We start from the raw sequence: 25,383 nt of genomic DNA, 5'->3' as shown, positions 1-25,383 counted from the left end.
CGATCGGTCGGCCTCGGATCAACGCAGGCCCGTGGACCTGCGCAGAGCCGCCTGGACCAGGCGGTCCACCAGCTCGGGATAGCCGATTCCGGTCGCCTGCCACATCTGGGGGTACATCGAGATCGGGGTGAAGCCGGGCATCGTGTTGATCTCGTTGATGACGAACTCGCCGTCGTCCGTGAGGAAGAAGTCCGCGCGGACCAGGCCCTCGCAGGACGCCGCCTCGAAGGCGTCCACCGCCAGGCGCCGCACGTCCGCCGTCTCCTCGGGCGTCAGCGGGGCCGGGACGATCCCGGGGGTCGAGTCGATGTACTTCGCGTCGAAGTCGTAGTACGCGTGCGCGTCCGGCGGCGGGATCTCGGCCGGGACGGAGGCACGGGGGCCGTCCTCGAACTCCAGGACGCCGCACTCGATCTCGCGGCCCCGCAGCGCCGCCTCGACCAGGATCTTCGGGTCGTGGCGCTGGGCCTCGGCGATCGCCTCGTCGAGCCCCGACAGGTCGTCGACCTTGGTGATGCCGATGGAGGAACCCGCGCGCGCGGGCTTCACGAAGAGCGGCCAGCCGTGCTCACCGGCGAAGTCGACGATCTTCCTGCGGGCGGCCGACTCGTCCTGCGCCCACTCGCGCGGCCTGATCACCACGTACGGGCCGACCTTGAGCCCGAAGGAGGTGAACACCCGCTTCATGTACTCCTTGTCCTGGCCGACGGCCGAGGCGAGCACGCCCGCGCCCACGTACGGGACGCCGGAGAGCTCCAGCAGGCCCTGCAGGGTGCCGTCCTCGCCGTACGGGCCGTGCAGGACCGGGAAGACGACGTCGACCTCGCCGAGCGCCTTCGGCACCGACCCCGGCTCGTAGTAGACGACTTCGCGGTTGGCGGGGTCGACGGGGAGCACCACTCCGCCGTCCCGCGACTCGGCGAGTTCCTCGACGTCGGGCGTACGGCGGTCGGTGATCGCCATGCGCTCGGGTTCGTCGGCGGTGAGGAACCAGCGGCCCTCGCGCGTGATGCCGATCGGCAGGACCTCGTACTTGGTCCGGTCGATGGCCCGCAGGACCGCGCCGGCCGTGACCACGGAGATCCCGTGCTCGGAGCTGCGACCGCCGAAGACAACCGCCACCCGCGGCTTGCGGATGGGCTGCTGAGGGCTCTGGGGGAGGTTCTCGGTGCTCATATCGGCTTGAGAGTACCCGGTGGTAGAGCCGGGAGTCAGCGTCCACCCGCCGGGTTCGCTCAGCGTCGTTCGGGCTTCGCGCTGCGCGACATCAGCTCCTTGAGGGCGACCACCGGAGACTTGCCCTCGTGGACGATGCCGACGACCGTCTCGGTGATGGGCATGTCGACTCCGTGCCGTCGGGCCAGATCCAGCACCGACTCGCAGGACTTGACGCCCTCGGCGGTCTGCCGGGTGACCGCGATGGTCTCCTGGAGGGTCATGCCCCTGCCGAGGTTGGTGCCGAAGGTGTGGTTGCGCGAGAGCGGCGAGGAGCAGGTCGCGACCAGGTCGCCGAGCCCGGCGAGTCCGGCGAAGGTGAGCGGGTCCGCGCCCATCGCGAGGCCCAGCCGGGTGGTCTCGGCGAGGCCGCGCGTGATCAGCGAGCCCTTGGCGTTGTCGCCGAGGCCCATGCCGTCCGCGATGCCCACGGCGAGGCCGATCACGTTCTTGACCGCGCCGCCCAGCTCGCAGCCGACCACGTCGGTGTTGGTGTAGGGGCGGAAGTACGGCGTGTGGGAGGCGGCCTGGAGCTTCTGGGCGACGGCCTCGTCGGTGCACGCGACCACGGCCGCGGCAGGCCTGCGCGAGGCGATCTCCTTCGCGAGGTTGGGCCCGGTGACGACGGCGATCCGGCCCGGGCCCACCTTTGCGACGTCGTCGATGACCTCGCTCATCCGCATGGTCGTACCGAGTTCGACGCCCTTCATCAGCGACACCAGGACGGTGTCCGGGGCGAGCAGCGACGTCCAGTCGGCGAGGTTGGCGCGCAGGGTCTGCGAGGGGATCGCGAGGACGGTGAAGTCGGCTCCCCGGGCCGCCTCGGCCGCGTCGGAGGTGGCGCGCAGGTTGCGCGGGAGTTCGACGCCGGGGAGGTAGTCGGGGTTGGTACGCGTGGAGTTGACCGCCTCGGCGAGCTCGGCTCGGCGCGCCCAGAGCGTCACCTCGCAGCCCGCGTCGGCGAGGACCGTACCGAAGGCGGTCCCCCATGATCCGGTACCGAAGACGGCCGCCTTCACGGACTTGCTCACTTACCGCTCTCCCCCTCGTGACTGGTCTTCGCGCGGCCGGTCCGCGCGTGGCCGGACTCCGTGCCGTTGATCTCCGCACCGGTTTCGGCGACGGCTTGCGCTCCGGGCCGGGCAGCGGCCCTGAAGCCGGTCTGCGCGGCGGTCGGCGCGGCGGTCTGTGCAGCGGTCTGCGCGGCGGTCTGCGCAGCCGCCTCCGCGGCCGTCTCCGCCTGGGTGCGGCGGCGCTGCTCGATCCGCTCGCGGCGCGGGTCGTAGGGCGCCTCGGGCGCCTTCTCGCCGCGGATCTCCTCCAGCAGGCCGGTGACGGCCGCCATGATGACCTCCGTCGCCTCCTTAAGGATCTCGGGGGTCATCTCATGGCCGTAGAACCGGGTGAGGTCCACGGGCGGGCCCGCGAGCACGTGGTGGGTCTTGCGCGGAAGGAGGCTGGGCTTCCTGGCGTAGGGCGGCAGCAGTTCGTTGGCGCCCCACTGCGCGACGGGGATCACCGGGCACTTGGTCTGGAGGGCGACGCGCGCGGCACCGGTCTTGGCGGTCATGGGCCAGCCGTCGGGGTCGCGGGTGAGGGTGCCCTCGGGATAGAACGCGACGCACTCGCCGCGCTCCACGGCGTCGATCGCGGCCCGGAAGGCGCTCAACGCGTCCGTGCTCTCGCGGTAGACGGGGATCTGTCCGGTGCCACGCATCGCGGCGCCGACGAACCCCTCCTTGAAAAGCCCGCTCTTCGCGAGGAATCGCGGCACCCGGCCGCTGTTGTACTGGAAGTGCCCGTACGCGAAGGGATCGACATGCGAATTGTGGTTCACCGCGGTGATAAACCCACCCTCGGCCGGAATGTGCTCCATTCCGCGCCAGTCCCGCTTGATCAGAACCACCAGCCAGGGTTTGCAGAGGACCGCAGCGAAGCGGTACCAGAAGCCGATTCTGCGGCGGGGCACGCGAACACCTTCCTCTAGGACTTCCCAAGGCCTGCTGCGGGGCCTGGGGCCGCACAAGTGTCACCCCGGGCCGCCGGTCTGTCGAGAACACCGTACGCCCGGCCGCCCGACCGGCGGATGAGCCGGGTGACAATGGCCGCGACAAGAGAGGGACGGTACGCCGGTGCAGTGGACCTTGGTCATACCCCTGAAGCCCTTGGCGCTGGCCAAGAGCAGGCTCGCGGACACCGCCACCGACGGGCTGCGCCCCGGCCTCGCCCTCGCCTTCGCCGAGGACACCGTGGCGGCCGCGCTGGCCTCACCCGCGGTGCGGGATGTGGCAGTAGTCACGGACGACGCCCTGGCCGGGCGGGTTCTGGCGGCCCTGGGCGCCCGGATCGTGCCCGACGAGCCGCGCGGGGGCCTCAACGCCGCCCTCGCCCACGGCGCCGCCGCCGTACGCGCGGTCCGTCCCGACGCCCCGCTCGCGGCCCTCAACGCGGATCTACCGGCGCTGCGCCCGCCGGAATTGGCCCGGGTCCTCGACGCGGCCGGAGAATTCCCCCGCTCTTTCCTCCCGGACGCGGCCGAAATCGGCACCACACTTCTCGCGGTCGCCGCCGGCCGTGAATTGCTTCCCGCATTCGGCGCGGATTCCCGCGCCCGGCACCGCTCCTCCGGAGCCGTGGAACTCCTTCTGGAGGCGGTGGATTCCGTTCGCCAGGACGTGGACACCGGCGAGGATCTGCGAGCGGCACTGTCCCTGGGTGTGGGCCCCCGGACGGCCGTCGCGGCGGCGCAACTGTTGATTCCGGGGCAGTAGGCTGCCGCCATGCAGGCGACCGCGTACACGTACGACCCCGAAACGCGCAGCGGCCAGGTGCTGCTGGACGACGGCACGCCGATGCCCTTCGACGGACCGGCGTTCGAAGCGGGCGGGCTGCGACTGCTGCGGCCCGGACAGCGGGTGCGGATCGAGCTGGAGGGGCCGCCGGAGAGCGCCCGGATCACCCTGGTGACGCTGCAGACGTTCTGAACCAGGCCGGACAGACCGCGGGCCGGACTCCGAGAGGGAGTCCGGCCCGGCGCGTGAGCACCCCTGTGCCGTTACTTCTTGCGGGCGGTGGCCTTCTTGGCGGTGGTCTTGCGCGCTGTCGACTTCGCGGCGGGGGCCGACTTGGCCGTCGCCTTCTTGGCCGGGGCTTTCTTGGCCGTCGTCTTCTTGGCGGTGGCCTTCGTCGCCGTCGTCGTCTTCTTGGCGGCGCCCGGCTGGGCGGTGGTCTTCTTCGCCGTCGCCGTGGTCTTCTTCGCGGTGGTCTTCTTCGCCGCCGCGGTGGTCTTCCTGGCGGTCGTCTTCTTCGCCGCCGCCTTCGTCGCGGTCGCGGCCTTCTTGGTGGCGGCCTTCTTGCCCGCGGCCTTCGCGATGGTGGCCGACGGGCCGGAGAGGCTGCCCTTGGGGGCCTTCTTGACGGCGACCTCCCCGCCGCGCGGGAGCTTCTTCGAGCCGCTCACCAGGTCCTTGAAGCCCTGACCCGCGCGGAAACGCGGCACGGACGTCTTCTTGACCCGAACCCGCTCGCCCGTCTGGGGGTTGCGAGCGTAGCGGGCCGGCCGGTCGACCTTCTCGAACGAACCGAAGCCGGTGACCGAGACCCGGTCTCCGGCGACGGTCGCGCGGACGATGGCGTCCAGGACCGCGTCGACCGCGTCGGCGGCCTGCTGGCGACCGCCCACCTTGTCGGCAATCGCTTCTACGAGCTGCGCCTTGTTCACGTCTTCCCCTTCGGAGACATTAGCCGGAACGAAACTGTTCAAGCTTTTTCGCACGTTAGGCAGATATATACCGCAAATCAAACACGAAACGGGCTAATCACCCTTGTGCCGCAACGAAATCGGCTGCTCCGGAGACGATCAACGCCCCTCTTCGGGCATTCGTCCCTCGTCGAGGTCCGCCATGAACCGCTCCAGACGCCTTGTCGCATCGGCGAGATCGTGCTTGGCCGCGGCCGTAATGACCAGCAGCTTCCGGGTCAGCGCCATCCGTACGCCCTCCGGGACTTGCAGTGCGCGCACTCTTGTGTGCGCTTCCTTGAGTTGGTTCGCGACCGCCGTATAGAGCTCGAGTTGGCCGTCGTGTTCCATGCACAGATTGTGCCATCTGGGGCGAGTTGTCGCCCGCCCAGGGGGCAACTGCCGCCTCGAACGGCCGCCCCGGCACTTCCGGCGGTCGTGTCCACACAGGGCGCATACCCCGGCAACAACCCTCCTAACGTGGGAAGTTGGGAGGAAGAGCGAAGATCCACGGGGCCGAACGGGTGCAGACACAGCCGTACCCCCGATCGGTCCGATCGGGGGTACGGCGGGGGTGTCGCGGTGGCCGAAACTCGACCTGCTCAGGCCCTTCTCGGCCCCCGGGGGTCAGATCTGGAGCGTCCTCGGCTTGTACGACGGGCGCTTGGCCTCGTAGGTGGCGATGTCGCCCTCGTTCCGGAGGGTGATGGAGATGTCGTCGAGCCCGTTCAGCAGCCGCCAGCGGGAGTTCTCGTCCAGTTCGAAGGCAGCGGTGATGCCCTCGGCCCGCACCTCGCGCGCCTCGAGGTCCACCGTGACCTCGGCCTGCGGGTCCCTCTCGGTGAGCTCCCACAGCGCGTCCACGATCTTCTGCTCCAGAACCACCGTGAGCAGGCCGTTCTTCAGCGAGTTGCCCCGGAAGATGTCGGCGAAGCGGGACGAGATCACGGTCTTGAAGCCGTAGTTCTGGAGCGCCCAGACAGCGTGCTCACGCGAGGAGCCGGTGCCGAAGTCGGGGCCGGCGACCAGAACGCTCGCGCCCTGCCGCTCGGGGCGGTTGAGGATGAAGGTCTCGTCCTTGCGCCAGGCCTCGAACAGCCCGTCCTCGAACCCGTCCCGCGTCACCTTCTTGAGCCAGTGAGCAGGGATGATCTGGTCGGTGTCGACGTTGGAGCGGCGCAGCGGGACGGCCCGGCCGGTGTGCGAGGTGAATGCTTCCATGACTGATCAGACTCCAGCGGGCGTACGGGTCTCGGCGTCGGACAGGTCGGCCGGGGAGGCCAGGTGGCCCAGGACGGCCGTGGCGGCCGCGACCTGCGGCGACACCAGGTGCGTACGACCGCCCTTGCCCTGCCGGCCCTCGAAGTTGCGGTTGGAGGTGGACGCCGAGCGCTCACCCGGCGCCAGCTGGTCGGGGTTCATGCCGAGGCACATCGAGCAGCCCGCGTGCCGCCATTCGGCGCCGGCCTCCTTGAAGACGACGTCCAGGCCCTCGGAGACGGCCTGGAGACCGACCCGCACCGAACCGGGGACGACCAGCATCCGTACGCCGTCGGCGACTTTGCGGCCCTCGACGATGGCGGCGGCGGCCCTCAGGTCCTCGATGCGGCCGTTGGTGCACGAACCTACGAAGACGGTGTCCACGTTGATCGAGCGCAGCTCCTGCCCGGCCTCCAACCCCATGTACTCCAGGGCCTTTTCGGCGGCGAGGCGCTCCGAAGCGTCTTCGTACGATGCGGGGTCGGGGACGACGGCCGAAAGCGGCGCGCCCTGACCGGGGTTGGTGCCCCAGGTGACGAACGGCGACAGCGCGGCGCCGTCGATGACGACCTCGGCGTCGAACTCGGCGTCCTCGTCCGTCTTCAGCGTCTTCCAGTACTCGACCGCCGCGTCCCAGTCCTCGCCCTCGGGGGCGTGGTCACGGCCCTTGATGTACTCGAAGGTGGTCTCGTCGGGGGCGATCATGCCCGCGCGGGCGCCGGCCTCGATCGACATGTTGCAGATGGTCATCCGGGCCTCCATCGAGAGCTTCTCGATGGCGGAGCCGCGGTACTCCAGGATGTAGCCCTGGCCGCCGCCGGTACCGATCTTGGCGATGATCGCCAGGATCAGGTCCTTGGCGGTGACGCCGTCGGGCAGTTCGCCCTCGACCGTGATCGCCATGGTCTTGGGGCGGGCCAGGGGCAGCGTCTGGGTGGCCAGCACGTGCTCGACCTGCGAAGTGCCGATGCCGAACGCCAGCGCACCGAACGCGCCGTGCGTGGAGGTGTGGGAGTCACCGCAGACGACGGTGGTGCCGGGCTGGGTCAGCCCCAGCTGCGGGCCGACGACGTGCACGACGCCCTGCTCGACGTCGCCGAGCGGGTGCAGCCGTACGCCGAACTCGGCACAGTTCTTGCGCAGCGTCTCCAGTTGGGCGCGCGAGACCGGGTCCGCGATCGGCTTGTCGATGTCGATGGTCGGGGTGTTGTGGTCCTCGGTCGCGATGGTGAGGTCGAGACGGCGCACCGGGCGGCCGTTCTGCCGCAGTCCGTCGAAGGCCTGCGGGCTGGTCACCTCGTGCAGGAGGTGCAGATCGATGAAGAGGAGGTCGGGCTCGCCCTCGGCGCGCCGGACGACATGGTCGTCCCAGACCTTCTCCGCGAGTGTCCTACCCATCGCTTTCCCTCCGGCCGGCAATGACGCACCGGCCCAACTAGAGATCTTGTGGAGGCGACGCCCACGGCCCCTGGTCCCGGGCACCCGCCGCCAGGCCCGTTGGTCTCCGGGCCACCATGCGTCCAAGGGTTGCGCGTCTCACGGAAAAATGAACTTGCGTTTCACAGAGTGAGACGGGAGTATCGTTGCATGGACAACAGTAGCGGCGTCGGCGTCCTGGACAAGGCAGCCCTTGTCCTGAGCGCCCTGGAGTCCGGTCCGGCCACCCTCGCAGGCTTGGTCGCTGCCACCGGACTCGCACGACCCACGGCCCACCGGCTGGCCGTGGCTTTGGAACACCACCGTATGGTGGCGCGCGACATGCAGGGCCGTTTCATCCTCGGCCCCCGGCTGGCCGAGCTGGCCGCGGCGGCCGGCGAGGACCGCCTGCTGGCCACCGCCGGTCCGGTGCTGACGCATGTGCGTGACATCACGGGCGAGAGCGCGCAGCTCTACCGCCGCCAGGGCGACATGCGTATCTGCGTGGCCGCGGCGGAACGCCTGTCCGGCCTTCGGGACACGGTCCCGGTCGGTTCCACACTCACGATGAAGGCCGGCTCCTCGGCCCAGATCCTGATGGCCTGGGAGGAGCCCGAGCGCCTGCACCGCGGCCTCCAGGGCGCCCGCTTCACGGCGACGGCGCTTTCGGGCGTACGGCGCCGCGGCTGGGCCCAGTCCATCGGTGAGCGCGAGCCGGGCGTCGCGTCCGTGTCGGCTCCCGTTCGCGGTCCCTCCAACCGCGTGGTGGCCGCCGTCTCCGTCTCGGGCCCCATCGAGCGCCTGACCCGCCACCCGGGCCGCATGCACGCCCAGGCGGTCATCGACGCGGCGGCCCGCCTCTCGGAAGCACTGCGCCGTACCGGCTGACCCTGTCTTGAGGAAGGGGCGGCCTCAACGCCGCGGCAGCCTCTTCCCCCCGGACAGGGTCTTCAAGGTCACCCACCCGAGGGGCGCGGGCTGTGCCGATGTGCGACTCCGCCGCGCGGGCGCGACCAGTCGCACCGGACCCGCGCCCGGCGGACGAGACCCCCTACGGCGTGGACCGGTGGGCGAACCGATCCTTCGCGTACCGTCCCCGCTCCTCCAACGGGACCTGGCCATGCGCGGCCGCGAGGCCGAACGCCGGCATGTCCCCGTAGATCGCCTCGTACGACCCCTCCGGCACGACGTACGCCTCGTGCCAGATCCCCACGTGCCCGCGCACCTTCCCGCCCTTCTCCAGGCGGTTGATCTTCGCCCACGCCGCACGGTGGAACGCGTCCGGCGCACTCGCGTAGGCGTACAGCTTGTCCTTGGACTCCCAGTACTGGACGACGTAGTACGTTCGCGGCGAGGCCGTCAGCAGCACCCGGGAGAGCAGGCCGCGGCCCGGGTCCTTCTTCAGCTCCGCCAGCATGCGGAGCATGGCCAGCATGACCGGCACCCACTGGTGCACGGCCCAGAAGTGGTTGACGCGCATCCCGATCAGCAGGACGACCACGTCCCCCCGGGCATCCGCGGTGGTTCGGTTCACGGCGACAGACATGCTTGGATAGTGCCGCTAACCAAGGGAAGGCGCAAGGCATGCGGCTGTCTGGACTGAGCGAACGCAGCGGTGTGTCGACCGCGACGATCAAGTACTACCTGCGCGAGGGGCTTCTGCCGCCCGGCCGCCAGGTCAACGCCACGACCGCCGAGTACGACGAGGAGCATCTGCGCCGGCTGCGTCTGGTGCGCGCGATGATCCAGGTGGGCCGGCTGCCGGTGGCCACGGTGCGCGAGATCCTCGGCCATGTCGACGACGACTCCCTGGGCCGCACGATCCGGCTCGGCGCGGCCCTGTGGGCGCTGCCGCAGGTCCCCGAGCCGGACGCGGAGGACCGGTACGTGCGCGCCGCCCGTCAGGAGGCCGACGAACTGCTGCGGACCCTGGGCTGGTCGAACGCCGCGCTGCTGACGAGCATCTCCCCCGCCTACCGTTCGCTGGTGGTGGCGGTGGCCGCGCTGCGGCGGCTCGGCCACGAATGGGACGCCGAACTCCTCGTGTCCTATGCCCGGTTGATGCACCGGGCGGCCGTGCTGGACCTGGACTTCGTGGACAGCCGGGAGTCGGAGGCGGAGCGCATCGAGACGGCGGTACTGGGCGCCATCCTGGTCGACCCGATGCTGCAGGCGCTGCACAGGCTGGCCCAGGAGGAGGAGTCGGCGCGGCGGTACGGCTTCGAATGAGGCGGATACGCGGGCGGGACACGCAGACCGGACTGGAGAAGGCCGGGCAGGGAAGGCCGGGCAGAGGCAGGCTCGACAGCCGCGGGCCGGATACGCGGAAAGCCCCCCGCCGAAGCGGGGGGCTTTCCGATCACGTACCCCCGACCGGATTCGAACCGGCGCTACCGCCTTGAGAGGGCGGCGTGCTAGGCCGCTACACAACGGGGGCCTGGATATTGCGTTTCCGCAGGTTGGAGCTGGTCTACCTGGACTCGAACCAAGAATGACGGTACCAGAAACCGTAGTGTTGCCAATTACACCATAGACCAAGGTAATTCAATAAAAAGCGTACCCCCGACCGGATTCGAACCGGCGCTACCGCCTTGAGAGGGCGGCGTGCTAGGCCGCTACACAACGGGGGCCCTAGCGATCCTGCATCGAAGTGAGGGGGAGCTACCCGAACTCTCCTCGCGGGAAGGATCAGTACCCCCGACCGGATTCGAACCGGCGCTACTGCCTTGAGAGGGCAGCGTGCTAGGCCGCTACACAACGGGGGCTTCGTGGAGTTGATCTCCACTTGCGCAGATAAGCTCTGCGAGCTGGCCTACCTGGACTCGAACCAAGACTAACTGAACCAGAATCAGTCGTGCTGCCAATTACACCATAGGCCACTGGAACACAAGCCCCGTGGGGGTTCTTGTTCTAGCGTTGCTCCTCCGGCTTCCGGCCTTTCGGCCCGCACTCCGGCGGCGCAGGAAGAACATTACCTGAAGGTGGACCGGGCTCCAAAACGGGTATCGGGGCCGAGGATCTCGGGCAGTTCGGCGAGCGAGACGATCCGGTGGCGTCCGGACGGGAGCTCGACGGTGGCCGTGCCGTAGCGGTCGATCCACACGGAGAGCAGCCCGGCGTCGGCGGCGCCCCGTCCGTCGATCTCCGGATGGTCGCCGACATAGGCCACCTGGTGCGGGGCCAGCGACAGGGCCTCGCAGGCCGCGAGGAAGGCGCCGGCCTCCGGCTTGGAGACGCCGAGTTCCGCCGCGCACAGGATGACTTCGAAGCGGTCGTGGACGCCGAGGACGCGCAGCTTGTGGTCCTGGACGTGGATGCTGGAGTTGGAGAGCACCGCGTGACGGTGGCTGACGGCGAGGGCGTCCAGCACGGGCAGGACGTCCGGGAAGAGCGACCAGGCGGCCTCGTAGTGCGAGCGGTAGCGCGTGAGCCAGCCGTCGGCCTCCGCGTCGGTCATCTCGCGGCCCAGGAACGCCCTTACCCGGTCCCGGCGCTGGTCCTCGAAGGTGATCCCGCCCGCCGAGAACCGGGCCCACTGCTGCTCGGTGACCTCCCGCCACCGCGCGAGCCCCTCCTCCGCGGTACCGAACCGGTCGAGCAGCCCCTCGGCCGTCAGATACGACCGCATGCCCTCGCGGTCGGCGGTCGTGTAGTCGAAGAGGGTGTCGTCCACGTCCCAGACCACGGCGAGGATGCTCATGGCTTTCACGGTATCGCGGGCTGGCACACTGGTGGCCATGAGCGAGTACCGAGTCCAGTTCACGGTCGAGGCCCGTGCGGCGTACGACGGACTGCCCGGCGAGCGTCGAACCCAGTTGGACATGGCCGTGCGGATACTGGCACGGGACCCCTTCCGCAAGGGTGCGACCGCGCAACTCGGTCCCGACGAGCACCTGCGCAAGGCCTACGTGGCCCCGGGCGTGATGCTGGAGTACATGGTCGCAGGAGCCGTCATGGTCGTCGTGGTGCTGGAGATCTTCGACGAGTTCGCGTACCTGATCGACGAGGCCGACGCGGTCTGAGCCGAACGCCTGAGGGGCGGCACCCGAAGCTACCGGGTGCCGCCCCTCACGCATGCTTGAGCGTTACGCCGCGAGCTTCGCCAGTGCCGCGTCGATGCGGGCCAGCGTCTTCTCCCTGCCCAGGATCTCCAGGGACTCGAAGAGCGGCAGGCCGACCGTGCGGCCGGTGACCGCGACGCGGACCGGGGCCTGGGCCTTGCCGAGCTTGAGGCCGTGTGCCTCGCCGGCGGCCAGGACGGCCTCCTTCAGCGACTCGGCCGAGGTCCAGTCGGCCGACCCCAGCTTCTCGCGGGCCGTCGTGAGAAGCGCGTCGCTGCCCTCCTTCATCGCCTTCGTCCAGCTCGCCTCGTCGGAGACCGGCTCCGGGAGGAAGAGGAAGTCGACGTTGTCGGTGATCTCCGACAGCACCTTCAGACGGGTCTGGGCGTGCGGGGCGATCGCCTCCCACTTGTCCTCGTCGAAGTCCTGCGGGGACCAGGGGGCGTACGGGGCCTTCAGCCAGGGCGCGCAGCGCTCCGTGAAGTCCTTCACGTCGAGCAGGCGGATGTGGTCGGCGTTGATCGCCTCGCACTTCTTCAGGTCGAAGCGCGCCGGGTTGGGGTTGACGTCCGCGATGTCGAAGGCCGCGGTCATCTCGTCCATCGTGAAGATGTCCTGGTCGGCCGAGAGCGACCAGCCGAGCAGCGAGAGGTAGTTGAGCAGGCCCTCGGGGAGGAATCCGCGCTCGCGGTAGAGGTTGAGCGAGGACTCCGGGTCCCGCTTCGACAGCTTCTTGTTGCCCTCGCCCATCACGTACGGCAGATGGCCGAAGTGCGGGGTCCCCTGGGCGATGCCCAGTTCGGTCAGCGCCTTGTAGAGGGCGATCTGGCGGGGGGTCGAGGAGAGCAGGTCCTCGCCCCGCAGGACGTGCGTGATCTCCATCAGCGCGTCGTCCACCGGGTTGACCAGCGTGTAGAGCGGGGCGCCGTTCGCGCGGACGATGCCGAAGTCCGGCACGTTCTCCGGGGTGAACGTCAGCTCGCCGCGGACCAGGTCCGTGAAGGTGATCGTCTCGTCGGGCATCCGGAAGCGGACGATGGGGGTGCGGCCCTGGGCCTTGTACTCCGCCACCTGCGCCTCGGTGAGGTCGCGGCAGTGGCCGTCGTAGCCGGAGGGCCGGCCGGCGGCGCGGGCGGCGTCGCGGCGGGTGTCCAGCTCCTCCTGGGAGCAGTAGCAGTGGTAGGCGTGGCCGGCGTCGAGGAGCTTGCGGGCGACATCGGCGTAGAGGTCCATGCGCTGCGACTGGCGGTACGGCGCGTGCGGGCCGCCGATCTCGGGGCCCTCGTCCCAGTCGAAGCCCAGCCAGCGCAGCGAGTCCAGGAGCTGGTCGTAGGACTCCTCGGAGTCGCGGGCCGCGTCGGTGTCCTCGATGCGGAAGACCAGGGTGCCCTGGTGGTGCTTGGCGAACGCCCAGTTGAACAGGGCGGTGCGGACCAGGCCCACGTGGGGGTTACCGGTGGGCGAGGGACAGAAACGGACGCGTACGGGGGAGCCGGGTGCGCTAGCCACGCTTGACAACCTTGTTGGTGAGAGTGCCGATGCCTTCGATGGTGACGGCGACCTCGTCGCCGACAGCCAGGGGGCCTACCCCTGCCGGGGTGCCCGTGAGGATCACGTCGCCGGGGAGCAGCGTCATGGCCTCGGTGATGTTGACGATCAGATCCTCGATCGAGTGGATCATCTCGCTGGTGCGGCCGAGCTGCCGCTGCTGTCCGTTGACCGTCAGCTGGACGGTGAGGTCGCTCGCCGTCTTGAGGTCCAGGCCGGTCTCCACCCAGGGGCCCAGCGGGCAGGAGGTGTCGAAGCCCTTGGCCCGGGCCCACTGCTTCTCGCGCTTCTGGACGTCGCGGGCGGTGACGTCGTTGGCGCAGGTGTAGCCGAAGATCACGTCCTTGACGCGCTCGCGCGGGACCTCGCGGCACAGTCGGCCGATGACCACGGCGAGCTCCGCCTCGTGGTGCACCTCCTCGGAGAAGGCCGGGTACTGGATGGCGTCGCCGGGCCCGATCACCGAGGTGGACGGCTTGAAGAAGGCGAACGGGGCGTCCGGCACCTCGTTGCCCAGCTCGCGCGCGTGCTCGGCGTAGTTGCGGCCGAAGGCCACGACCTTGTTGGGCAGGACGGGCGGGAGCAGCCGGACCTTGCTGACCGGCACCTTGGTGCCGGAGAGTTCGAAGTCCGTGAACGGGATGCCCTTGATGATGTCGAGGACGAGCTCGTCCGGCTTGTCGCCCTCGACCGCGCCGAAGGCGACGTTCCCGTCGATGGAGAACCTGGCGATGCGCACGGGTTGGTTGGCCCCTTGACTGAACTGGCTGGAGTGTGGGGCCCCAGGCTAACGCGGAAGGGCGCCCCCGGCCGGGGACGCCCTTGACATCCGTGGCGGCCGCTTTGAGCGTTTGGCGGCCGGTGCGCGTATCTCCGCTTGAAGATCTACTCCGCGACGGAGGCGGCGACCGGGACCTCCATGAGGATGGTGCGCTTGGGGTTGGCGGTCTGGGCGGGGAGTTCGACGGAGTGCTCCTGCTGCTCCGGGAGCTGGAGTTCGTCGGCGTCCTTGAGGTGCGCCAGGGTCGTGCGCCGCGGGTTGGCGATCTTGTGGAACATCGTCGTCGTCTTCACTGTTGTACGTGACCCTGTCGTGTCCGGGCGTCCGGGAAGCCCTCAAGGGCCTCCGCGTGGACGCGGGTTGTCGGATATGCCATCCCTGTAAAGCGTCAGGCTAAACACGCGATTCCCGGGGAACGCGTGAAGGTCGCATGATCAGCGTGTGAGTTTGCTCACGGATGCATGGGCATAACGGTCATTTCCGACACTCAAAACACCCACATAAAACAGACATCAGGTACCTGAAGCCCTCATTCCGCTCCTGATCATGGCGACTGGGACACCCTCCGGCCACCACCACTTCACACCCTTATGTCCGCCTTATATGAGATGACTTTCTACATCCCGTAACTTGGCCCTCACGTGGTGTCACGGATGTCACAGCCTGGCCAACGGGCCTTGTTCGAGATTCTGCACTGTGCTGGAATTCCTCGGACCGCCGCGGGATCGAGCCGGCGCACAGAGGGCGTTCAGAGCGCCTGGTGGCGGCGAGATCAGGGGGAGCCAGCGCCGGTACTCACGACCAACAGGGGGGCGTATTCAGGGCGCCCCTCAACACGCCGACACCGTCCTTCCGTTCACGCGGGGGGACGCCTGGTCCAGAGGTTGCGACGCTAGTGCAGGGACGTTTCAAGAGGGATGGCAGCGCTTCGGCCGAGCCGGAGCCGCACGGCGGGACTGGCCCGATGGCAGTCGGCTCCTCGCCCCAGCACGCCCAGAACCCGGGTCAGGCTCCGGCCGGCGACGGCGGTGAGCGCTCCGGGCGCTCCGGCGCGTCCGCGTCGACGAGCTCTCCTCCCCCGACTCCGAAGAAGCCGCCGGCCGGCTCCCCCGGGCCAGGCCCGCGCGTGGCGCTGCGCAACTGGCGCATCTCCACGCGTCTGGTGGCGCTGCTGACGCTGCCCGTGGTCGCGGCCACCACGCTGGGCGCGCTGCGCATCAACGACTCCATGGACGACATCCAGCAGCTCGACAACATGAAGCTGCTGACGGACATGACCAAGCAGGCCACGGACCTGGCCGTCGCGCTGCAGGACGAACGTGACAACTCGGCCGGCCCACTGGCGCACAACGGCAAGGCGAGCGACCCCGGGATCAAGGGCTTCCGCGAGAAGACGGACCGCGCGCTGAGCGCGTTCCAGGACGCGTCCGAGGAGATCGACGGCGCCACCGCGGACGGCAACCTCCAGGGCGTCCGGGACAGCCTCGTCGGCCTGCTGAGCGACCTGACCAACATCGCCAAGGTCCGTTCGACGGCCTACGCGGAGAAGAACAACTCCACCCAGACGGTGGAGGCCTACCACCGCCTCATCACCAGCCTGCTCGACCTCTCGCAGGACATGGCGCAGGCCACCAGCAACCCGGAGATGATCCAGCGCACGCGTGCGCTGGCCGCCTTCTCCTCCGCCAAGGAGTACGCGTCCGTCCAGCGCGCCGTGCTCGCGGCGGCGCTGCCGGTGGGCAACACCGTCTACGGCGACCTCTCCGAGAACGACCGGCAGTACGCCGAGGCCGCGCTCGAGAACCAGGACTCCGAGCTCGCGAGTTTCCGCAGCATCTACGGGGACAGCGGCGCCGAGGAACTGCTGTCGCCCATCGAGCAGGGCAACCCGGTCATCGAGGACGCCGACACCTTCGCCACCCGGGCGCTCAGCTCCGCCAACGGTCTGAAGTCGCTGGACAAGCAGTCGTACCAGGACTGGCTCGACGCGAGTAAGACCAAGATCAAGCAGATGAACAACATCGAGCTCACGCTGCTCGAGGACATGGAGCAGAAGGCGCGTGAGCTGCGCGCCGCGTCGGAGCGCGAGGCGATCATCTCCGGTGCGCTCATCCTGCTCGTGCTCGGTGTCTCGCTGGTCGGCGCGTTCGTCGTCGCCCGGTCCATGATCCGCTCGCTGCGCCGGCTGGAGGAGACCGCCACCAGGGTCGCCACCGACCGTCTGCCCGAGCTGGTCAAGCAGCTGTCCGAGTCCGACCCGCAGGACGTCGACACGTCCGTGGAGTCGGTCGGTGTGCACTCCCGGGACGAGATCGGCAAGGTGGCCGCGGCCTTCGACGACGTGCACCGCGAGGCGGTCCGCCTCGCCGCCGAGCAGGCCCTGCTGCGGGGCAACGTCAACGCGATGTTCACCAACCTCTCGCGCCGCTCCCAGGGCCTCATCCAGCGTCAGCTCTCGCTCATCTCCGAACTGGAGTCCCGCGAGGCCGACCCGGACCAGCTGTCCTCGCTCTTCAAGCTCGACCACCTCGCGACCCGCATGCGCCGTAACGGTGAGAACCTCCTCGTTCTCGCCGGTGAGGAGCCCGGCCGCCGCTGGACCCGCCCGGTCCCGCTGGTCGACGTGCTGCGCGCCGCCGCCTCCGAGGTGGAGCAGTACGAGCGCATCGAACTGGCCTCCGTGCCGACCACCGAAGTGGCCGGCCGGGTCGTCAACGACCTCGTGCACCTCCTCGCCGAGCTGCTCGAGAACGCCACGTCGTTCTCCTCCCCGCAGACCAAGGTCAAGGTCACCGGTCACGCGCTGCCCGACGGCCGCGTGCTGATCGAGATCCACGACACCGGTATCGGCCTCTCCCCCGAGGACCTCGCCGCGATCAACGAGCGGCTCGCCTCGCCGCCCACCGTGGACGTGTCGGTCTCCCGCCGCATGGGTCTGTTCGTGGTCGGCCGTCTGTCGCAGCGGCACGGCATCCGCATCCAGCTGCGCCCCTCCGACTCCGGTGGCACGACCGCGCTGGTCATGCTGCCCGTGGATGTCGCCCAGGGCGGCAAGAAGCCCCAGCCCAAGCCCGGTCAGGCCGGCGTCGCGGGCGGTCCCGCCGCCGCGCAGGCCGCCGCGGGCGTCGCCGCCGCGCGTCGCCAGAACGGCTCGCAGAACGGCTCGCAGGGCGGTGCCCTGGGCACCGGTCCCGGTGCCGGCGGCCGGCTCGCCGCGGGTCAGGGTCCCCGGGCCGCGCTGCCCGGCCGCGACGGCGGTGGCCGTCCCGGCGGTCAGCCGCCGCGCGGACCGCAGCAGCCTCCGGCCTCGCCCCAGCAGGGCCGACCGGCTCCAGCCGGCGCGGGCGCCGGCTTCGGCGGCAGCCAGGCTCCCGGCGCGCCCCAGGGTCTCCAGGCGGCCGGTACGGGCTCGCAGGGCACGGACATGTTCGGCGGACGTCCGCCGCAGCGGGGCAACAAGGCCGAGCAGAACGGCCGTGGCCGTCAGCCGCAGCTGCCGCCGCGCGGTGGTCCGCGCGCCGAGCTGCCCGGCGGCAACCCGCAGCCGCGCGTCACCAGCTGGGGCGACGAGAACGCCCAGCCGCCGGTGGGGCGCAGCCCGTTGGACGCCCCGCGCGGTCACGAGGAGCCGGACGTCGCCCAGACGTCGCGCATGCCGCGCATCGACGACCGGCAGGGTCCCGGCGCCACCTCCGAGATACCGGTGGTCCCGCGGATCGACGACCGCCAGGGCCCGGCGGGCCCCGCCGACTTCGGCCGTCCCCTCGCGAACGGCGTCCAGAACACCAGCCAGTTCCCGGCCGTGGGCAACCCCCAGGCGGACCTCGGCGGACGTCAGGACACCGGCCAGTTCCAGCGTCCGGGCACGAACGGCCGACAGGACACCGGCCAGTTCCAGCGTCCCGGTACCAGTGGTCAGCAGGACGACAACGGCTTCACCCGGTCCGACGTCTTCGGCGCCCCGGGCGGGCAGAACACCCCGGCGGCCCCGAACCAGTTCGCTCCGCAGGCGTACGACAACGGCTCCACCGGCCAGTTCCCCGCACCCGGCTACGACACCTCCTCGACCGGCCAGCACTCGCTGCCCGGCCGCCAGGACCCCTCGTCCACCGGCCAGTTCCCCGCTCCGCAGACGGGTGGCTACGGCACCTCCGCGCAGCCTCCGGTCCCGCCGCGTCCCGTCGGGCGTCCGGAGCCGGAGAGCAGGGGCACCGGGCAGCGGCCCGACGAGGGACGGGGACCGGGTGACGGATGGGCTCTGCCGCCGGCCTCGGGTCCCGGTGACGGGCGCACCCCGCTGTACGACACGCTGGAGACCAACTGGTTCCACGGTCAGCAGGCGGGCGAGTCGGCCCCGGCTCCGCAGCAGCACCAGCAGCAGCCGCAGGCAGCGGCTGCACCCCAGCGTCCCGCCGCCGCCAACTCCTCCTGGCGCACCTCGCCGAACGACGAACTCGTCCGGCAGGCCGAGCGGGTCAGGCAGCCGGCCGCGGGCGGCGTCACCACGTCCGGCCTGCCGCGCCGGGTGCCCAGGGCGAACCTCGTCCCGGGCACGGCTCAGCAGCAACAGCACCAACCCGGTCCGCAGGTCTCGCGTGCGCCTGACGACGTACGCGGCCGACTGACCAATCTCCGTCGGGGCATCGCGCAGGGTCGTCAGGCCGGCAACGGTCAGACCGGCAGTTTCCCGAGCCCCACTCACCAGCAGGAGCGTTAGTTGAGTCAGATGAGCCAGGCGGCACAGAACCTGAACTGGTTGATCACCAACTTCGTGGACAACACCCCCGGGGTGTCCCACACCGTTGTCGTGTCCGCCGACGGGCTCCTGCTCGCGATGTCCGAGGGATTCCCACGCGACCGCGCCGACCAGTTGGCGGCCGTCGCGTCGGGGCTGACCTCGCTGACGGCCGGCGCCTCCCGGATCTTCGAGGGCGGCAGCGTGGCACAGACCGTCGTCGAGATGGAACGAGGATTCCTCTTCCTCATGTCCGTCTCGGACGGCTCGTCGCTCGCCGTTCTCGCGCACCCCGAGTGCGACATCGGTCTCGTCGGCTACGAGATGACGCTGCTCGTCGACCGCGCGGGCGCGGTCCTCACGCCCGACCTGCGCGCCGAGCTCCAGGGCAGTCTGCTCCACTGATCCGCCCCAGCACTACCCACCTCACGAAATCACCGTCCGGCCGACACAATCCCCCCACCGGCCTCGACGGACGGCACGACTGACCGCGAATGCTGTCCCGCCCGGAGGATCCATGACCCCGCCCACCGCCCATCATGATCCGTACGCGGAGCCGTACGGGGATGAGGGCGACCAGCCGCTGGTGCGTCCGTACGCGATGACCGGTGGCCGGACCCGGCCGCGCTATCAGCTCGCCATCGAGGCACTGATCAGCACCACGGCCGACCCGGCAGCGCTCATGGGGCTGCTCCCGGAGCACCAGCGCATCTGCAACCTGTGCCGTGAGGTCAAGTCGGTCGCGGAGGTCTCGGCGCTCCTGGCCATGCCGCTGGGGGTCGCGCGGATCCTGGTCGCGGACCTCGCCGAGGCCGGACTGGTGGCCATCCACCAGCCGGGCGGCGACGAGAACAACGGCGGCGCTCCAGACGTGACGCTGCTCGAAAGGGTGCTCAGTGGACTTCGCAAGCTCTGACGGAGGGCGGGCCACCACCTCCGCGAAGATCGTGGTGGCGGGGGGCTTCGGCGTGGGCAAGACCACGTTCGTGGGCGCCGTCTCCGAGATCAACCCGCTGCGCACGGAGGCCGTGATGACGTCCGCGAGCGCGGGCATCGACGACCTCACCCACACCGGGGACAAGACCACCACCACGGTGGCCATGGACTTCGGCCGTATCACGCTCGACCAGGACCTGATCCTCTACCTGTTCGGTACGCCGGGTCAGGACCGCTTCTGGTTCATGTGGGACGACCTGGTGCGGGGCGCCATCGGCGCCATCGTGCTCGTCGACACCCGCCGTCTCGCGGACTGCTTCCCGGCGGTCGACTACTTCGAGAACAGCGGTCTGCCGTTCGTGATCGCCCTCAACGGCTTCGACGGCTCGCAGCCGTACCACCCCGACGAGGTGCGCGAGGCCCTGCAGATCGGACCCGACACCCCGATCATCACGACGGACGCCCGGCATCGCTCGGATGCCAAGAGCGCGCTGATCACGCTGGTCGAGCACGCGCTCATGGCGCGTCTGCGGTAAATTTCAAGCATCTGGTGCCGTACGACAGTCGTCGTAGACGCCCTGGAGCCGACTGTGGCCTTTGACACGGTCGGCTCCGGCGTTCATAACGTTTCGGCAGAGGAATCCGGCGGTACCGCAACACGTCGCGGTCGCTTGGTCTCGCTGTGCGCACGGGGGCCCCGCCTTTTGGCGGGGCTCGTTCTTTTTGCCCGTTTTACGTGGGGCTTACATCACGTCGAACCAGCTCTTTCCCATGTTTGGAAGAGCGCTGGTCGTCATGCTGGAATGCCTGAACTGCCCAATAGTCAATGACGTACTGATGGTCGATGGCTGACCGGGCTCTGAGACACTGCGGCACGACGAAGGTGCCGACCGCCGAGAGGTTGTTGGTCGAGTGAGGCGAAGCAAGCAAAGTCCCGAGCCGGCGGCCCGGGGCAACTTCACCCCGCCGCCGCGCGGAGCGGCGCCCGCCACTGTGGCCGGATCGGAGCCGACGGCCGCGCCCGCGAAGAGCGGTGGCCGTCTCTCCCCGCGCAACTGGCGGGTGCCGACCCGGCTGAACGCGATCCTGCTCATACCCGTGATAGTCGGCCTGGTCATGGGCGGCTTCCAGGTGAAGAACTCGATCGACACCTGGCAGGAGGCGCGCGACGCCGAGAAGGTCGCCAAGATCGTGGCCGCCTCCGGCGAGTACGCCGAGGCCCTCCTCAACGAGCGGGACGTCACCGCCCAGCCGCTGCTCCAGAACAAGAAGGACGACGAGGTCGTCAAGAAGGCCCGCGCCGTCACCGACGCCAAGGCCACCGCCTTCCACGACGAAGTCGTCGGGATGCCGGACAAGGAAGGCCTCAAGCGCCGTCTGAAGCTGGTGGAGGAGGCCGAGCCGGCCCTGGCGAAGATCCGTGCGGCCGCGTACACCAAGGCCCTGGACCCGGTGAAGACCGAAGAGGGCTATGTCGCGGTCGAGCACCTGCTGATGGAGTTCTCCAACGAGCTCGGTCTCGGCACCGGCAACATCACGGCCTACGGCCGCACCGTCTACGCGGTCGCCCTGGCCAAGGGCGCCGAGTCCCTCCAGCGCGCGATCGGCGTGCACCTGCTGGTCCGGCCCAGCCCCGACGAGACGGTCTACCGGCAGCAGCTCACCGCCTTCACCTCGTACGCCTACCTCGAGGGCGTCGCCCAGCAGGAGTACGTCTCCGGCGGCACCGTCGACGACGCCGCGCGCCTCGTCCAGGTCATGAAGCAGAAGACCGAGGAGGGCACGAAGCAGGTCGCCGACGCCAAGGCCAAGGCGGAAGCCGCGGGACAGGAATTCACCGCGCCGCCCACGATGGACAAGATGCTCCAGGCCATCGGCAGCGGGCAGACCCCGTCCCAGCTCGCGAAGGAGGGCATCACCGCGGACGCGTGGATGTCGGCCGCGACGCTGAAGTTCGAGGGCTACAGCCAGGTCGAGAGCGAACTCATCGACCGCGCGGTCACCGACGCCGGGCAGATCGCCTCCGACGCCCAGCGTGACGCCATCATCAACGGCGCCATCGTCATCATCGCCCTGCTCGCCGCGTTCATCGTCGCCAGTCTCATGGCCCGCCAGATGAGCCAGGCCATGCGCCAGCTGCGCAACGCCGCCTTCGGCATCGCCGAGCAGCGGCTGCCGATGCTGGTCGACCAGCTCTCGCGCACCGACCCCGGCCGGGTCGACACCCGCGTCCAGCCGATCCCCATCAACACCAGGGACGAGATCGGCGAGGTCGCCCGGGCCTTCGACCAGGTCCACCGCGAGGCCGTCCGGCTGGCCGCCGAGCAGGCTCTGCTGCGGGGCAACATCAACGCGATCTTCACCAACCTCTCGCGCCGCAACCAGTCCCTGATCGAGGGCCAGCTGACCCTGATCACCGAGCTGGAGAACAACGAGGCCGACCCGGACCAGCTGGAGAACCTCTTCCGTCTGGACCACCTGGCCACCCGTATGCGCCGCAACGGCGAGAACCTCCTGGTCCTCGCCGGCGAGGAGCCCGGCCGCCGCTGGGACCAGCCGGTCCCGCTGGTCGACGTCCTGCGCGCCGCCTCCTCCGAGGTGGAGCAGTACGAGCGCATCGAGCTGTCGGGCGTCCCGGAGGCCGAGATCCACGGCCGTGCCGTGACCGACCTCGTGCACCTGCTCGCCGAGCTGCTGGAGAACGCCACGACGTTCTCCTCCCCGCAGACCAAGGTGCGGGTCACGGCCACCCGTCTCCCCGACGGCCGGGTCATGATCGAGATCCACGACAAGGGCATCGGCCTCACCGCCGAGGACTTCGCGGACATCAACCACAAGCTGGCCAACCCGCCGACGGTGGACGCCGCGATCTCGCAGCGCATGGGCCTGTTCGTGGTCGGCCGGCTGTCCGACCGGCACGGTATCCGCGTCCAGCTGCGTCCTTCGGGCGAGCAGGCCGGCACCACCTCGCTGGTCATGCTGCCGGACGCCATCACCCACGGCGGTGGCGGCGACTACCAGCAGCCGCGCGACGAGTTCACGGTCTCGCAGATCATCCCGGAGCAGAACTACGGCGGTGGCGGCGAGGACTTCAACAACGGCCTGCCGATGCGCACCGCCGCGGAACTCGGCTTCGACGACAGCCAGTACGAGGTTCCCGACGACATCCGTGAGCTGGACCCGGTGGGCCGCTCGCTGATGCGCGAGGAACGCCGTGCGGCCCTGGAGTCCCAGTCGGGTCAGCCCGATCAGCCGGGCGGGCAGCAGTCCGCCGAGGCGCCCGCGTTCGGTGAGGGTTTCGACAACCGTCGCCAGCAGGCGTACGACGCCGGGCAGAACGGCTACGACCCCGCCCAGCAGGGCACCGGGGGCGGCTACGACAACGGTGCGACCGGGTACGCCGAGCAGCCGGGGGCGTTCGACCAGCAGTCGTCGTACGGGGAGCAGCAGCGCCCGGCGTACGACGATCAGTACTTCGGGTCGGGCAACGGCCACCCGCAGGGCGAGTCGTTCACCGCGAACGGCGGTCTGCCGCAGAACGACGGCTTCGCGCCGAACGGTGGCTACCCGGACCCCGCGTATGCGGAACCCGTCCAGGAGGACCCGGCGGCGGCCCCCGCCACCGCGTCCGAGGGCTACCAGCCGTACCAGGAACAGCAGTCCTACCAGGACGACTGGCCTCAGCAGAACGGTCACACGAACGGTTTCCAGAACGGCTACCCGGACCAGTACGCTCCGGAAGCGGAATCCGCGCAGGCCGCTGACGCGGCTGAGCGGAACGGCGTAGGCTTCGACCGTCCGGGACCGACTTCCTCCGCCTCCCACGCGCTGACCGACGCCGGTCTTCCCCGCCGCGGCTCCGCCGCAAGCGGTGCGAACGGCGCGCGGCCCGCGAAGCAGGAACCGGCGGCCTCCCCCGCGGAGGGCAACGGCGGCAGCGACGCCTGGCGCTCGGCGAACGACGAGCGCTGGCAGCAGGCCTCCGGTCTGAAGAAGCCCAAGGCGGGCGGGGTCACCTCCTCCGGCCTGCCGCGGCGGGTGCCCAAGGCCAACCTGATCGAGGGTGCCGCCGAGAGCACCCCCCAGGGAGGCCCCCAGGTCTCCCGCGCCCCGGAGGACGTCCGAGGCAGGCTGAGCAACCTGCGCCGGGGCGTCGAGCGCGGACGCAGCGCAGGCAGCAGTGAAACGAACGGCCAGGGCTTCGGTCCTGACAGCACCTACAACCAGGAGCGTTAGTGTGAGCCCGATGAGCCAGGCGGCACAGAACCTGAACTGGGTGATCACCAACTTCGTGGACAACACCCCGGGGGTGTCCCACACCGTGGTGGTCTCCGCCGACGGACTCCTTCTGGCGATGTCCGAAGGCTTCCCCCGCGACCGCGCCGACCAGCTCGCGGCCGTCGCCTCCGGCCTGACGTCCCTGACGGCAGGCGCCTCCCGGATCTTCGAGGGCGGCAGCGTGAACCAGACGGTTGTGGAGATGGAGCGGGGATTCCTCTTCCTCATGTCCATCTCCGACGGTTCCTCGCTCGCGGTTCTTGCCCATCCCGAGGCGGACATCGGCCTCATTGGGTACGAGATGGCCCTTCTGGTGGACCGGGCCGGCTCGGTCCTGACCCCCGATCTTCGTGCGGAGCTTCAAGGAAGCCTTCTCAACTAACAGATGGACGGTGCGTTTTGGCGTCCCGAGGCCGTAGGGTTCCGGGACGCGGTTTCCACGTGACGGGTGCCAGGCGCAGTCGGAGGAGGAGAGAGAGTGGCAACACCCCCAGGCGGTTCTAATTCGGGCAACTGGTCGTACGGCCCTACCCAGGGCCAGGGCGACGGTTCACAGAACCCGAACCGTTACAACTTCCCCTCCGCGCCCAGCCAGCAGCGGCCGTACACGCCCCAGGGTCCGCAGGGCCCCGGGCCGTCCCCGTACGACCAGCCCTCGGCCCCGCGTATCCAGCCCGTGCAGCCGCATCGCCGCACACCGGAGCCGTCGCCCGCGGGGGCGGCGAACAACCCGCTGGTGCGTCCGTACGCCATGACCGGTGGCCGGACCCGCCCGCGTTACCAGCTCGCCATCGAGGCGCTGGTGCACACCACCGCGCAGCCGCATCAGATGCAGGGCCAGCTGCCCGAGCATCAGCGGATCTGCAACCTCTGCCGAGAGATCAAGTCGGTCGCCGAGATCTCGGCACTGCTGACCATCCCTCTCGGCGTGGCCAGGATCCTCGTCGCCGACTTGGCGGAGGCGGGACTGGTCGCCATTCATCAGCCCGGCGGCGACGAGAACGCCGGCGGCCAGCCAGCCGTGACACTGCTCGAAAGGGTGCTCAGTGGACTTCGCAAGCTCTAGCGGGGGTCCCTCCCGCTCCACCACTTCCGCGAAGATCGTGGTGGCGGGCGGATTCGGCGTGGGCAAGACCACGTTCGTCGGGGCTGTTTCGGAGATCAACCCGCTGCGCACCGAGGCCGTCATGACGTCCGCGTCGGCGGGCATCGACGACCTCACCCACACCGGGGACAAGACGACCACCACGGTCGCCATGGACTTCGGCCGCATCACCCTGGATCAGGACCTGATCCTGTACCTGTTCGGTACGCCCGGCCAGGACCGCTTCTGGTTCATGTGGGACGACCTGGTGCGGGGCGCCATCGGCGCCATCGTGCTCGTCGACACCCGCCGTCTCGCGGACTGCTTCCC

At 69.8% G+C, this 25,383-nt stretch carries 25 protein-coding genes and 5 tRNA genes; 13 read left to right on the top strand and 17 right to left on the bottom strand.

Annotation, left to right across the window (positions count from 1 at the left end; all coding sequences use genetic code 11):
- Positions 1 to 18: 18 nt before the first annotated feature.
- Genes ACFWBB_RS29450 through ACFWBB_RS29440 form a run of 3 tightly spaced genes read right to left on the bottom strand, consistent with a single transcriptional unit; the run spans position 19 to position 3,184 of the window.
- Positions 19 to 1,176: a D-alanine--D-alanine ligase family protein gene (locus tag ACFWBB_RS29450; RefSeq protein WP_385278350.1), complete on the bottom strand. Its 1,158-nt coding sequence runs from the start codon at positions 1,174 to 1,176 to the stop codon at positions 19 to 21.
- 59 nt (positions 1,177 to 1,235) lie between these two features.
- Positions 1,236 to 2,246 carry an NAD(P)H-dependent glycerol-3-phosphate dehydrogenase gene (locus ACFWBB_RS29445; RefSeq protein ID WP_385278348.1) on the bottom strand — a complete coding sequence of 337 codons (1,011 nt, stop codon included), beginning with the start codon at positions 2,244 to 2,246 and terminating at the stop codon, positions 1,236 to 1,238.
- The gene (locus ACFWBB_RS29440; RefSeq protein WP_385278346.1) at positions 2,243 to 3,184 is read right to left on the bottom strand and encodes a lysophospholipid acyltransferase family protein; all 942 of its coding nucleotides are present in this window, start codon (positions 3,182 to 3,184) and stop codon (positions 2,243 to 2,245) included. The genes ACFWBB_RS29445 and ACFWBB_RS29440 overlap by 4 nt, the downstream gene beginning before the upstream one ends.
- Positions 3,185 to 3,347: 163 nt before the next feature.
- On the opposite strand from ACFWBB_RS29440, the gene cofC reads away from it, so the two are divergent.
- On the top strand, positions 3,348 to 3,986 hold the full coding sequence (gene cofC / locus ACFWBB_RS29435; RefSeq protein ID WP_385278344.1) for a 2-phospho-L-lactate guanylyltransferase: 639 nt from the start codon (positions 3,348 to 3,350) through the stop codon (positions 3,984 to 3,986).
- A gap of 9 nt (positions 3,987 to 3,995) precedes the next feature.
- Positions 3,996 to 4,199, top strand: a complete 204-nt coding sequence (locus tag ACFWBB_RS29430) for a hypothetical protein (protein WP_385278342.1) — start codon at positions 3,996 to 3,998, stop codon at positions 4,197 to 4,199.
- A 71-nt stretch (positions 4,200 to 4,270) separates the two neighbouring features.
- Here ACFWBB_RS29430 and ACFWBB_RS29425 read toward each other — a convergent pair whose 3' ends face one another.
- The 4 genes from ACFWBB_RS29425 to leuC form a co-directional block, all read right to left on the bottom strand.
- Positions 4,271 to 4,936, bottom strand: coding sequence for an HU family DNA-binding protein (locus ACFWBB_RS29425; protein ID WP_385278340.1), 666 nt, complete (start codon positions 4,934 to 4,936; stop codon positions 4,271 to 4,273).
- A gap of 138 nt (positions 4,937 to 5,074) precedes the next feature.
- Positions 5,075 to 5,305: a hypothetical protein gene (locus tag ACFWBB_RS29420; protein ID WP_385278338.1), complete on the bottom strand. Its 231-nt coding sequence runs from the start codon at positions 5,303 to 5,305 to the stop codon at positions 5,075 to 5,077.
- Positions 5,306 to 5,581: 276 nt separating this feature from the next.
- A complete protein-coding gene (gene leuD / locus ACFWBB_RS29415) occupies positions 5,582 to 6,175 on the bottom strand; it encodes a 3-isopropylmalate dehydratase small subunit (protein ID WP_385278336.1) in 594 nt (197 codons plus the stop codon).
- Positions 6,176 to 6,181: 6 nt separating this feature from the next.
- Positions 6,182 to 7,612 carry a 3-isopropylmalate dehydratase large subunit gene (leuC, locus tag ACFWBB_RS29410; protein ID WP_385278334.1) on the bottom strand — a complete coding sequence of 477 codons (1,431 nt, stop codon included), beginning with the start codon at positions 7,610 to 7,612 and terminating at the stop codon, positions 6,182 to 6,184.
- A 189-nt stretch (positions 7,613 to 7,801) separates the two neighbouring features.
- On the opposite strand from leuC, the gene ndgR reads away from it, so the two are divergent.
- The gene (gene ndgR, locus ACFWBB_RS29405; RefSeq protein ID WP_362448197.1) at positions 7,802 to 8,518 is read left to right on the top strand and encodes an IclR family transcriptional regulator NdgR; all 717 of its coding nucleotides are present in this window, start codon (positions 7,802 to 7,804) and stop codon (positions 8,516 to 8,518) included.
- Positions 8,519 to 8,681: 163 nt separating this feature from the next.
- Here ndgR and ACFWBB_RS29400 read toward each other — a convergent pair whose 3' ends face one another.
- Positions 8,682 to 9,176, bottom strand: coding sequence for a DUF4188 domain-containing protein (locus tag ACFWBB_RS29400; protein ID WP_385278332.1), 495 nt, complete (start codon positions 9,174 to 9,176; stop codon positions 8,682 to 8,684).
- Between the two features lie 38 nt (positions 9,177 to 9,214).
- On the opposite strand from ACFWBB_RS29400, the gene ACFWBB_RS29395 reads away from it, so the two are divergent.
- Positions 9,215 to 9,859 (top strand): MerR family transcriptional regulator, encoded by a 645-nt coding sequence (locus ACFWBB_RS29395; RefSeq protein ID WP_385278330.1) that lies wholly within the window; start codon positions 9,215 to 9,217, stop codon positions 9,857 to 9,859.
- 135 nt (positions 9,860 to 9,994) lie between these two features.
- On the opposite strand, the gene ACFWBB_RS29390 is transcribed toward ACFWBB_RS29395, so the two are convergent.
- From ACFWBB_RS29390 to ACFWBB_RS29365, 6 genes are all read right to left on the bottom strand, one after another.
- Positions 9,995 to 10,067: transfer RNA gene (locus ACFWBB_RS29390), tRNA-Glu, on the bottom strand.
- Between the two features lie 28 nt (positions 10,068 to 10,095).
- Positions 10,096 to 10,167 (bottom strand) — tRNA-Gln (locus tag ACFWBB_RS29385).
- Positions 10,168 to 10,187: 20 nt separating this feature from the next.
- Positions 10,188 to 10,260: transfer RNA gene (locus ACFWBB_RS29380), tRNA-Glu, on the bottom strand.
- A 62-nt stretch (positions 10,261 to 10,322) separates the two neighbouring features.
- A tRNA-Glu gene (locus ACFWBB_RS29375) sits at positions 10,323 to 10,395 on the bottom strand.
- A 42-nt stretch (positions 10,396 to 10,437) separates the two neighbouring features.
- A tRNA-Gln gene (locus ACFWBB_RS29370) sits at positions 10,438 to 10,509 on the bottom strand.
- A 92-nt stretch (positions 10,510 to 10,601) separates the two neighbouring features.
- Positions 10,602 to 11,330, bottom strand: a complete 729-nt coding sequence (locus ACFWBB_RS29365) for an HAD family hydrolase (RefSeq protein ID WP_385278328.1) — start codon at positions 11,328 to 11,330, stop codon at positions 10,602 to 10,604.
- A gap of 37 nt (positions 11,331 to 11,367) precedes the next feature.
- On the opposite strand from ACFWBB_RS29365, the gene ACFWBB_RS29360 reads away from it, so the two are divergent.
- Positions 11,368 to 11,652 carry a hypothetical protein gene (locus ACFWBB_RS29360; RefSeq protein ID WP_385278326.1) on the top strand — a complete coding sequence of 95 codons (285 nt, stop codon included), beginning with the start codon at positions 11,368 to 11,370 and terminating at the stop codon, positions 11,650 to 11,652.
- A 63-nt stretch (positions 11,653 to 11,715) separates the two neighbouring features.
- On the opposite strand, the gene gltX is transcribed toward ACFWBB_RS29360, so the two are convergent.
- From gltX to ACFWBB_RS29345, 3 genes are all read right to left on the bottom strand, one after another.
- Positions 11,716 to 13,200, bottom strand: coding sequence for a glutamate--tRNA ligase (gene gltX, locus ACFWBB_RS29355; RefSeq protein WP_385278324.1), 1,485 nt, complete (start codon positions 13,198 to 13,200; stop codon positions 11,716 to 11,718).
- A complete protein-coding gene (locus tag ACFWBB_RS29350) occupies positions 13,193 to 13,978 on the bottom strand; it encodes a fumarylacetoacetate hydrolase family protein (RefSeq protein WP_385278322.1) in 786 nt (261 codons plus the stop codon). The genes gltX and ACFWBB_RS29350 overlap by 8 nt, the downstream gene beginning before the upstream one ends.
- Positions 13,979 to 14,124: 146 nt before the next feature.
- Complete coding sequence (locus ACFWBB_RS29345; protein ID WP_351763568.1) at positions 14,125 to 14,313, bottom strand: hypothetical protein; 189 nt, start codon at positions 14,311 to 14,313, stop codon at positions 14,125 to 14,127.
- Between the two features lie 602 nt (positions 14,314 to 14,915).
- Here ACFWBB_RS29345 and ACFWBB_RS29340 point away from each other — a divergent pair.
- The 8 genes from ACFWBB_RS29340 to ACFWBB_RS29305 all read left to right on the top strand — a co-directional run.
- Positions 14,916 to 18,737 (top strand): nitrate- and nitrite sensing domain-containing protein, encoded by a 3,822-nt coding sequence (locus ACFWBB_RS29340; protein WP_385278319.1) that lies wholly within the window; start codon positions 14,916 to 14,918, stop codon positions 18,735 to 18,737.
- A 9-nt stretch (positions 18,738 to 18,746) separates the two neighbouring features.
- Positions 18,747 to 19,160, top strand: a complete 414-nt coding sequence (locus ACFWBB_RS29335; protein ID WP_020128762.1) for a roadblock/LC7 domain-containing protein — start codon at positions 18,747 to 18,749, stop codon at positions 19,158 to 19,160.
- Between the two features lie 112 nt (positions 19,161 to 19,272).
- Positions 19,273 to 19,671 carry a DUF742 domain-containing protein gene (locus tag ACFWBB_RS29330; RefSeq protein WP_385278317.1) on the top strand — a complete coding sequence of 133 codons (399 nt, stop codon included), beginning with the start codon at positions 19,273 to 19,275 and terminating at the stop codon, positions 19,669 to 19,671.
- Entirely contained in the window at positions 19,652 to 20,227 is a 576-nt protein-coding gene (locus ACFWBB_RS29325) for an ATP/GTP-binding protein (RefSeq protein WP_385278315.1), read from the top strand. The genes ACFWBB_RS29330 and ACFWBB_RS29325 overlap by 20 nt, the downstream gene beginning before the upstream one ends.
- A 376-nt stretch (positions 20,228 to 20,603) precedes the next feature.
- Positions 20,604 to 23,927, top strand: coding sequence for a nitrate- and nitrite sensing domain-containing protein (locus ACFWBB_RS29320; protein ID WP_385278313.1), 3,324 nt, complete (start codon positions 20,604 to 20,606; stop codon positions 23,925 to 23,927).
- A 10-nt stretch (positions 23,928 to 23,937) separates the two neighbouring features.
- Complete coding sequence (locus tag ACFWBB_RS29315) at positions 23,938 to 24,351, top strand: roadblock/LC7 domain-containing protein (RefSeq protein WP_037737006.1); 414 nt, start codon at positions 23,938 to 23,940, stop codon at positions 24,349 to 24,351.
- 96 nt (positions 24,352 to 24,447) lie between these two features.
- Complete coding sequence (locus ACFWBB_RS29310; protein ID WP_385278311.1) at positions 24,448 to 25,035, top strand: DUF742 domain-containing protein; 588 nt, start codon at positions 24,448 to 24,450, stop codon at positions 25,033 to 25,035.
- Positions 25,016 to 25,383: ATP/GTP-binding protein (locus ACFWBB_RS29305; protein ID WP_046592961.1), on the top strand; the 368-nt coding region annotated here is incomplete at its 3' end. The genes ACFWBB_RS29310 and ACFWBB_RS29305, both read left to right, overlap by 20 nt.

Origin of the sequence: Streptomyces sp. NPDC060000 (assembly GCF_042737375.1) — a bacterium.
In the GTDB taxonomy this organism is placed as follows: Bacteria; Actinomycetota; Actinomycetes; order Streptomycetales; family Streptomycetaceae; genus Streptomyces.
The sequence above is the reverse complement of the archived record's forward strand: the minus strand, read 5'-3'. Positions and strand labels throughout refer to the sequence as shown.